The sequence below is a fragment of the Actinocorallia populi genome, assembly GCF_002995495.1.
Taxonomy (GTDB): Bacteria; Actinomycetota; Actinomycetes; order Streptosporangiales; family Streptosporangiaceae; genus Actinocorallia; species Actinocorallia populi.
This window is the reverse complement of the sequence record NZ_PVZV01000011.1, coordinates 280,623-288,941: the sequence shown is the minus strand read 5'-3', so window position 1 is coordinate 288,941 and position 8,319 is coordinate 280,623. Positions and strand designations below refer to the sequence as shown.

Sequence of the window (8,319 nt, the reverse complement as noted above, 5' to 3'; positions counted from 1 at the left end):
TCTTCCAGGGCGATGCCGCGGCAGGTGCGTTGAGCCTCGGTCACCAGCTGCTTGGCGATGCGATGGTTGGTGTCGGCCGCGAACCGCGCCTCCCGGCCCGACAGCTTGCGCAGCAGCCGTTTGGCGGACCTGGTGCCCTTCTTCTGCAGCCTTTGGCGCAGCCGCCGGTTGCGGTGCCGGACCTGGTTGAGATGCTTGCCCGCATAACGGGTGCCGTCGCTGGTGGTGGCGATGTTCACAATGCCCAGATCCACACCCAGGAAGGCAGCCGGATCGAACTGCTCGGGCTCGGGAACCTCGCAGACCGCGTACAGATACCAGTTCCCGCCCCGCAGCACCAGATCGGACTCCCCTTGCCCGCGCTCGGTGAGCATCGTCAACTGAGCGGGCGAGCACTGGAACGGAATGCCCTTCACGCGGCCGCAGACGGTCCAGATCGAGACGGTGCGCGCCTCGGTCTGCCAGGACAGGCACCGGTCGTCGAACGGCTGGGCGGCGTCCTTACGGAAGCGGACCGGCTTGGACTCCACCGCCCGGCGCCGCCGGGAGCCCTCACGGCCGTAGTTCCCGACCTTCAGGTTCGCCTTTAAGGTGGCGTAGGCACCGGCGGTCTTGCGGACGGCGTGCAGGGCGGGTTGGGCGGACAGGCCCATCGCCTTCACCTCTGCGTACACCAGCCGCTGAAGCGCCCGACCGCCCGTCACCCCGGCCTCGAACGCGCGGCGGGAGGCGTGGTTGGCGGCCCGGTTGCAGGCGTGCAGCGTCTCCCGGAGAACCACCTGGGTGGCCTCGTCCGGGAGCAGCTTCACCTGCACCACGAGCTTCACCCGCACAACGTAGCGTCTCCTTTCCGGCACCGAGAGTGTTTCTCGTTTCCGGCATGCATAAATCGGGGTGAGGCTTCGTCTATGACCTGCATGTTCGTTGTGTCTCGGGCAGCGGGAACGCCCCGTCTGACCGTTGCGCGGCGCTCGACCCCGCTCCGCGGGGAGCCATTCTTCCCGGCCGTGAACGGCCGGGATTCCTTGCTAGATCCTGTTGACGTTCCTGACACCCCATCACGGACATCGCGCATCCCGTCAGAAGGGATGTCCGAAATTCGGTCGCACCCCGGCGTACCCGCCGATCCACTGATCCCGATGAAACGTCGATAACTCTTACGGTGCAGGGGTTACAAGAGATCTGACGCCTCTGTAGGCTCCGGTCGTGCAATATCCCGCCACGCCGGATTGAGCAGACACCATGGAGAAAGCCCGGTACAGCCTCCCCGCGGTGGCCCTGCTGTGCACGCTCCCGCTCTCCGGCTGCGCCTCGTCCTCCCCCGAAGGCGGCACATTCGCCCCCTCGGACGCCCCCACCGCGGGCCTCCCCAGCGCCCCCGCCTCCACGACGCCGGTCGCCCCGTCCATGTCCCGCGCCCAGGCGGACGACAACGTGCTGGAGCGCTACCGCGCCTACCAGCGCGCGTACGAGAAGGCCTACGCCACCGGCGATCCGGAGCCCCTGGCCGAGGTCGCGACGGAACCGCTACTCGGCATCATCACCAAGGACGTCAACGCCACCTTCAAGGACCGCAAGGGCGTCATCTGGCGCTTTCGCAACGTCCTCAACCCCAAGGTCCACTCCCGCTCGAAGGACCTCTCCTCGATCCTCGTCGTGGACTGCGTGCGCACCCTCGGCGCCTACAAGTTCTCCGCGAAGACCGGAAAACGCATCGGCGGCACCGACAAGAGCAGCACGTACGTCTACCAAGCCCGTTTCCAGTACGACGGCACCACCTGGAAGGCCGCCGAAGCGCGAAAGGGAAAGCGATGCTGACCCCCCTCCGAGCAATCTCTTTCCGTCCGTCACTCCTTGCCTTGTCCCTGGCGGCGGCCTCTCTCGTCGCGTTCCCGGCCCCGGCCTACGCGGGGCCCTGCGACGCGGCTCCCGCCGGAGGTCTTGGGTGTGTCGCTGAGGGAGAGAATCCGGGTAACCCGGGAAACCCCGGCGGTCCCAATAACAACAATGGCCCGAACGACGATGGTGGTGGTGCGATCGGCAACTCCGACCCTGGTGACGGCCTGAGTGACAGCGGAGACCCTGGTCTGGTGACAGAAGTCGAAGACCCTCCGGAGGCACCGCTGCCCGATACCGCGGATACGATCGCCAAAGCGTTCAACCAGATCGAATTCCCTGTTCCAACCATCGAGACGTCTCCGGAAGCGAAGACGTATGTGCGCATGAAGACATCCTTCTGGATACCCGAGGACGAGGCCGATGACATCACGGTCCAGGCTTCGGTCGGCGCGGCAGAGGGAGTTCAGCCCCAGACCATCACCGCTACGGCGGAACTCAAGTACGTGCTGTGGGATCTCGTCGAGGACGAGATGATCTGCGAAGGCCCCGGACGCCCTAATGGAGAGGGACCGGGAGAAGAGTGCGACTATTACTTCAAGACCTCTTCGGCCTACCACGGAATGGAAGAGTTCGAGATCACCGCGACCCCGTACTGGCACATCGCCTGGACCTGTGCGGGTGTCTGCCCGGATGGGGCCGCCGGAATCGTCGACGCGGAGTACGCATCGCCCGCCGGTGAAGTCGAACTGCTGGTCGACGAGATCCAGACCGAAGCCAAGGACAACTAGAGCGAAAGGTGGACCTTGCTCGCCCCCAGTTCACGTGCGGCCTTGGTTCTCGCCCTCGTCATGCTGACCGGCTGCAGCTCAGAGGGGAACCGCCCAAGCCCACCGGCCTCTTCTCCCACCCCGACGCCCACGCCTACGCCCGTGCGCACGTACACGACCGACCAAACCAAGTCCGATCTCCTCGATTTGGCTGATCTCGGCAAGGGCTGGACAAAAAATGAGTTGCGCGTCAGCTCTTTCCAGGACGGCGATCTGCGCGGATGCTCCCTCTCCGACATCAGGCTCCCCGGAAGCCCGGAAAAGACGACCCGGAAGTACGGAGCCCCAGACTATAAGCTGAGGGGGGCCAACTACGCTCAATTCATAGCCGTTTACCCGACTTCCGATCAAGCAGCGGACGCCATATCGAAGGTGCAGCAGGAGATATCAAAGTGCCCCGGCAAGAAGAAGGTCCCAGCCGAGCGGCTTCCGGGAAACAAACTTCGCTACCAGCACGAGGACACCTGGAAGCTCACCGAATCCGAGATTGAAGGATGGCGGCATCTCCGCGGATTCGAGAAGACCGTTTATCCTCCTTCGATCTCCAATATCAACGTCTACTACACCGTGATCGACTATGCCCAGAGCGGAAATGCGGTGTTCAGCTCGCTCTACTGGCAGCGGGTAACCCCCAAGGACTCGGGCGAGCCTATCGCCGAGAAGGCCACTGAACTGTTGACGGAGCAACTGAAAAGGTTCGGGTGAACGCAGCGGGTCTATTGCCCCGGTACACCGAGATCCAGGAACTGGGGCAGGGGGCACAGGGGCGTGTGGTGCTGGCCAGGCACACCGGATCGTCGGAGCTGGTGGCCATCAAGTTCCTGGCATCCGATCTCCTGAGTGACGAGCGGCAGATCAATGGATTCCGCCGGGAGGCGGAACTTCTGGCTCGGGTACGCCACCCCCATGTGGCACAAGTACGGGAGTACCTGCAAAGCGGAGCCCAGGCCGCGATCGTGATGGAGGCCGTCCACGGAGTCTCGCTCCAGAAGGTACTCGAGCAGCACGGGCGGCTGACGGCCGAAGCCTCGCTGACCGTGTTGAAGGGTTCCCTGCTGGGGCTCGATGCGGCGCACCGGCTCGGGATCGTCCACCGGGACTACAAGCCCGCGAACGTGATGGTGCAAGAAGACGGACAGAGCAAGCTCATCGACTTCGGTGTCGCCGCGTTGGCCGGTGAACGCTCGATGAGCGGCACTCCCTCCTACATGGCTCCGGAACAATGGAAACGCGAAGAAGCCGTCCCCGCCACCGATGTATACGCCGCGACCTGTGTGTTCTACGAGTGTGTGGCCGGGCGTCGACCGTTTCAGGCGAAGACTCTGGCAGAGATGGCCGCACGCCACCTGCAAACGCCTGTGCCGCTGGAGGGGTTCCCGGCGGAACTACGCGAAATCATCACTGCGGGCATGGCCAAAGAGCCGGCAGGCCGCCCCTCACACGCACTGGCATTTGTCGATCGGTTGGAACAGGTCGCTGCAGAGGCTTACGGACAGGACTGGGAGTCGCGAGGGTTGGCGGCCCTCGCCGCAGGAGCCGCCGCGCTCGCCACGCTGTTCCCCTTGGCTCTTCTGGCCGCAGGCTCAGGAACCGTACAGACCGGAACGAGTATCGCAACGACGGTACTGGGCGGAGGAACAGGAAAAACCGGCTGGTTGACAAAGATCGGTACCGGGAAGGCCGCTGCCGTCGGATCGGGCACCCTCGCCGTAGGCGCCACCTGCTGGCTGTTGCTGAGCGGCCCCGACGTCGGTGGAACCTCGACCTCCTCCTACGAAGAGTGGTTCTACAACGCCGCGGTGGTCACCGGCAACCAGAGCATCCCGCCGGGCAGTAAGGCCGGTCCTGGAACACGCTACCGCTTGTCGATAAGCCCGTCCCGGGTCGCACCCGGCACCCGAGTCACCCTGCGTCTTCGTTTCGAGGCCCGTGCCACCTGGGGATTGGAGTACCTGTCGGAGAACAACTACAGGTGCCATGATCCCGACGCCAACGGTCCAGGCGCCTACCATCAGGCCTACAACGTCAAAATGGGAGGCACGTTCACGCTCGAAGAGTTCGAAAACGCCGAAAAAGAGATCTGGCTCTACCCCGGAGGGAGAACGAGCCGGATACCTGCGTCCGCTCCTGCGAACAAGCTTCCAGCAAAACTCACGTCCGATCGAGGCGAAGAGCATTACCGCACGTCAGAGTGCGCATGGATATTTCCCATCCAGGGAGTCTTCACCTTCCGCATCCCCGATGATGCCAGGCCCGGCGAGTACCTGGTCTCCGCGTTCAACCCGCCCGGCCTGATCAGCACCGCAGAACGCAATTCGTCTACGGTCTCCCTGAAAGAATCCGGACTTCGCGTCGAAGGTGAACTGCCGCGCCTCACCGTCTCGAGCTGAAACGATCTTGATCGACAGTGGTGCCCAAGGCGGGCGGTCCGGCTGGAGCGGCCCATCTGACACCGGGTGTTTCCTCATTCAAAACCGCCTGGGTTGAGGGCCTCGGGATTGTGGACCCTGTGGCGGCCATCATCCGCATCCTCCCTGTCGTCCGGGAAAGGCGACCTCCTGCAGCGCGGGACCTCCTCCCTCGGCGGGATTCCGAACGTCTCATTGCTTGCTCCGTTCAGAGCCATCGGTCGATGGTCTGCCGACAGTCACAGGGAGCCGGCGTTGTCCTGTTCTCGGGCTCCCTGGTCTGTGTTCGCTGAGGTTGGTCGTGTTCGCGAGCGGCTCGCTGAAGGTGCGCCGCGGAGATCGTGACACAGTACAGGCATCTCATCGCGTCTGGTCCGGGCCGGGCAGTTGCCTCGCTGAGAGCGGTCCCGGCCTGAGGTCTTCGTAGCGTTCTCTCCTGAAGGGCCGGTTGCTGGTTCGGCAACAGGGTTTGGGCATGGCTTCCTTGCTCGCTGAGGATGGCGGGACGCGGAACGAGGAGGTCGGCGTGAGGGTCGAGCATCGGATGGTGGCGACGGATGCCGGGCGGGTCCATGTGGTGGAGCAGGGCAGCGGACCGCTGGTGCTGCTCGTGCACGGGTTTCCCGAGTCGTGGTACTCCTGGCGGCGGCAGCTGCCGGTGCTCGCGGAGGCGGGTTACCGGGTGGCGGCGATGGATGTGCGGGGTTACGGACGCTCCTCCAAGCCGCGGGATCCCGCCGGCTACCGGATGCTGGACCTGGTCGCCGACAACGTCGCCGTGGTCCGTGCGCTGGGCGAGGAGCAGGCGGTCGTCATCGGCCACGACTGGGGTGCGACGATCGCCGCGCACTCCGCGCTGGTCGCGCCGGAGGTGTTCCGTGCGGTCGGCCTCCTGAGCGTTCCCTTCACGCCGCCGGGCGGTCCCCGTCCGAGCGAGGTGTTCGCCGGGATGGGCGGCGACCAGGAGTTCTACGTCTCCTACTTCCAGGAGCCCGGACGGGCCGAGGCCGAGATCGAACCCGACGTCCGCGGCTGGCTGGCGGGTTTCTACCGTGCTCTGTCGGCCGACACGATGCCCGGTCCCGGCGAGCCCGACCCGCACTTCGTCTCCCGCGACGGCGGCACGCTGCGCGAGCGGTTCCCCACCGGGGCGCTGCCGTCCTGGCTGTCGCCTGAGGACCTCGACTTCTACGCCGCTGAGTTCGAGCGCACCGGCCTGACCGGCGGCCTCAACCGGTACCGGAACATGGACCGCGACTGGGAGGACCTCGCCCCCTACGCCGGGGCCCCGATCACCCAGCCGTCGTTGTTCCTGGGCGGCACCCGTGACGCCTCCACCATGTGGCTGGCCGACGCGATCGAGGCCTATCCCCAGACGCTCCCCCGCCTCACCGCAAGCCACCTGCTCGACGGCTGCGGCCACTGGATCCAGCAGGAACGCCCCGACGAGGTCAACCGGCTGCTGATCGAGTTCCTCCACGCGCTCTGACGCGACCGCCCGTACGGCGGCGCCGGTCCGTTCCCGGCACGCCGCCCGCGACGCACCGCCTCAGACCACCTCCAGCGGGACGAGCAGCGGCCGCTGTCGCCGGGCCGCGTGTCACTCGCCCGACACCCGCCGGGACCGGATTCACCGGAACGCTGCTCGGCATCCGCGAACTGGATCCGGTGGGGCGGCTTCCCGAGTACGCACCGATCCCCCGGGGCGTGGAGCCGAGCTCGGATCGCCTTCAGGCGAGCCGGACGGAGAACGGCGGCCCTGTCTGGAAGGCATACACGGGCCGCACACCCGAGGGCCAACGGCACCGAAGGCAGGCCGTCCGGGGCTGCTCGTCTGGCACCGGGTGTTTTCCAGCCGGCGACCGAGACGTGCCCGCCCCGGGCGCGGAAGCATGCGGAGTCGTCTGGACTGAGGCCCTCAGGGCTGCGGCCCCTGTGGCGGTCGACGCCCGGATCCACCAGGGTGTCCGAGAAAGGCGACTTCATGCAGGGCAAGGACCCATCCTCGGCAGGATGCCGGACGCCTCACCACTCGTTCCCGTTCGGGCCCGCGGCTTCTCCCCGACTCCGGAAACCAGAACCCTATGGCCGGGTCAGCGTCGCCAAAGCCCACCGACGCCACCGGCCAGGCCCCAGAGGGTCGCTCACCGGGCAGCCTCTGGCCGGACGGTCGGAGGCTGCCCGCTGAGCGGGACGTCAGAGGTCGTGACGGCCCGCACGGATCTGGTGGGTGAGCCGGGCGAAAGCGGTGCGGGTGAAGGCGAGCTGGGGACCGGCGGGGTTCTTGGAGTCGCGTACCGCGATCACCTCGGAAAGACCGGCGACCTCCACGCAGGCCCCTCCGTCGGAGTCGCTGTAGGTGCTTTTACGCCAGAGAGCGGATGACGGGTGGGATGTACTCACGTGTCCTCCATGATCTTGCTGATCAGGTTCTCGGATTCCTCTGCGGACATCGCGGTGGATCTGATCACGTTGAACAGCACGGTAAGCGCGCGAACAGCATCTGGTTCAGTCAGAGTCTGACCGTTACTACCGGCTCCGTCCACATAGGCGATGTCCGCTGCGGAATCGAAGTTGAGCACCTGGAAACCGCTCGGCTGGAAGACCGGCGCATCCGTGGGGATGACCTGGATGGAGATCCTCTCCTCCTGCATCAGGTCCAGCAGCCGTTTGCACTGCTCGATGCGGAACTCCCGCCGCACGTCCCGGATGACCGGCTCTCGGAGCAGGACGAACAGCCAGGGGGGATCCTCTTTGGTGAGGACTCTTTGCCGCTCCAGCCGAATCGCCAACCGTTCTTCGGCTTTCCTCGGATACTGCCCGGAGCTCAGCACCAGGCGCGCGTATTCCTCTGTTTGGAGCAGCCCGGTCATCAGCAGAGGCTCGTAGATGCTGATCTGTGAGGCTTCCTTCTCTGCTTCCATGAGCGGGCGAAACCTGCTGGGGACGAGTCCGCGCTTCCGTGCGTCGATGATCTCTTCCCAGAGCCGGTGGAAGGCGCCTCCGGCCTTGAAGTAGGTGTCGAGATCGTCGGCGAGTGCTTCGGACGGCGTCTTGTCGTAGGTCTCGACCTTCGCCAGCCACTGGGGCGTGCAGCCGAGGGCCTCGGCGAGCCTGTTGCGGGACAGGCCCGCGGCCTCGCGCCGGGCGCGCATCTCGAGGGCGAACATCTTCTGGGGCCAGAGCGGCTCGTCCTTGCGTTGAGGTGCCATCGGGGTTCTCCCGTGGACGGGTCCGCCGGGATT

The 8,319-nt window shown here is 65.7% G+C and carries 8 protein-coding genes; 5 read left to right on the top strand and 3 right to left on the bottom strand.

Annotated elements, in window-relative coordinates:
* The coding region (locus C2865_RS35635; RefSeq protein WP_106403078.1) for a transposase at positions 1 to 827 on the bottom strand (827 nt) is incomplete at its 3' end.
* A gap of 415 nt (positions 828 to 1,242) precedes the next feature.
* Here C2865_RS35635 and C2865_RS35630 point away from each other — a divergent pair.
* From C2865_RS35630 to C2865_RS35610, 5 genes are all read left to right on the top strand, one after another.
* Entirely contained in the window at positions 1,243 to 1,818 is a 576-nt protein-coding gene (locus C2865_RS35630) for a hypothetical protein (RefSeq protein WP_106403052.1), read from the top strand.
* Between the two features lie 272 nt (positions 1,819 to 2,090).
* Complete coding sequence (locus C2865_RS35625) at positions 2,091 to 2,627, top strand: hypothetical protein (RefSeq protein WP_106403051.1); 537 nt, start codon at positions 2,091 to 2,093, stop codon at positions 2,625 to 2,627.
* 141 nt (positions 2,628 to 2,768) lie between these two features.
* Complete coding sequence (locus tag C2865_RS35620; RefSeq protein ID WP_157964035.1) at positions 2,769 to 3,371, top strand: hypothetical protein; 603 nt, start codon at positions 2,769 to 2,771, stop codon at positions 3,369 to 3,371.
* Complete coding sequence (locus C2865_RS42010; protein ID WP_106403049.1) at positions 3,368 to 5,056, top strand: serine/threonine-protein kinase; 1,689 nt, start codon at positions 3,368 to 3,370, stop codon at positions 5,054 to 5,056. The genes C2865_RS35620 and C2865_RS42010 overlap by 4 nt, the downstream gene beginning before the upstream one ends.
* A gap of 544 nt (positions 5,057 to 5,600) precedes the next feature.
* The gene (locus C2865_RS35610) at positions 5,601 to 6,563 is read left to right on the top strand and encodes an alpha/beta fold hydrolase (protein ID WP_198653826.1); all 963 of its coding nucleotides are present in this window, start codon (positions 5,601 to 5,603) and stop codon (positions 6,561 to 6,563) included.
* A 707-nt stretch (positions 6,564 to 7,270) separates the two neighbouring features.
* Here the strand turns inward: C2865_RS35610 and C2865_RS35605 are convergent.
* Positions 7,271 to 7,477, bottom strand: coding sequence for a DUF397 domain-containing protein (locus C2865_RS35605; RefSeq protein ID WP_106403047.1), 207 nt, complete (start codon positions 7,475 to 7,477; stop codon positions 7,271 to 7,273).
* Positions 7,474 to 8,286 (bottom strand): helix-turn-helix domain-containing protein, encoded by an 813-nt coding sequence (locus C2865_RS35600; RefSeq protein ID WP_106403046.1) that lies wholly within the window; start codon positions 8,284 to 8,286, stop codon positions 7,474 to 7,476. The genes C2865_RS35605 and C2865_RS35600 overlap by 4 nt, the downstream gene beginning before the upstream one ends.
* Positions 8,287 to 8,319 lie beyond the last annotated feature (33 nt).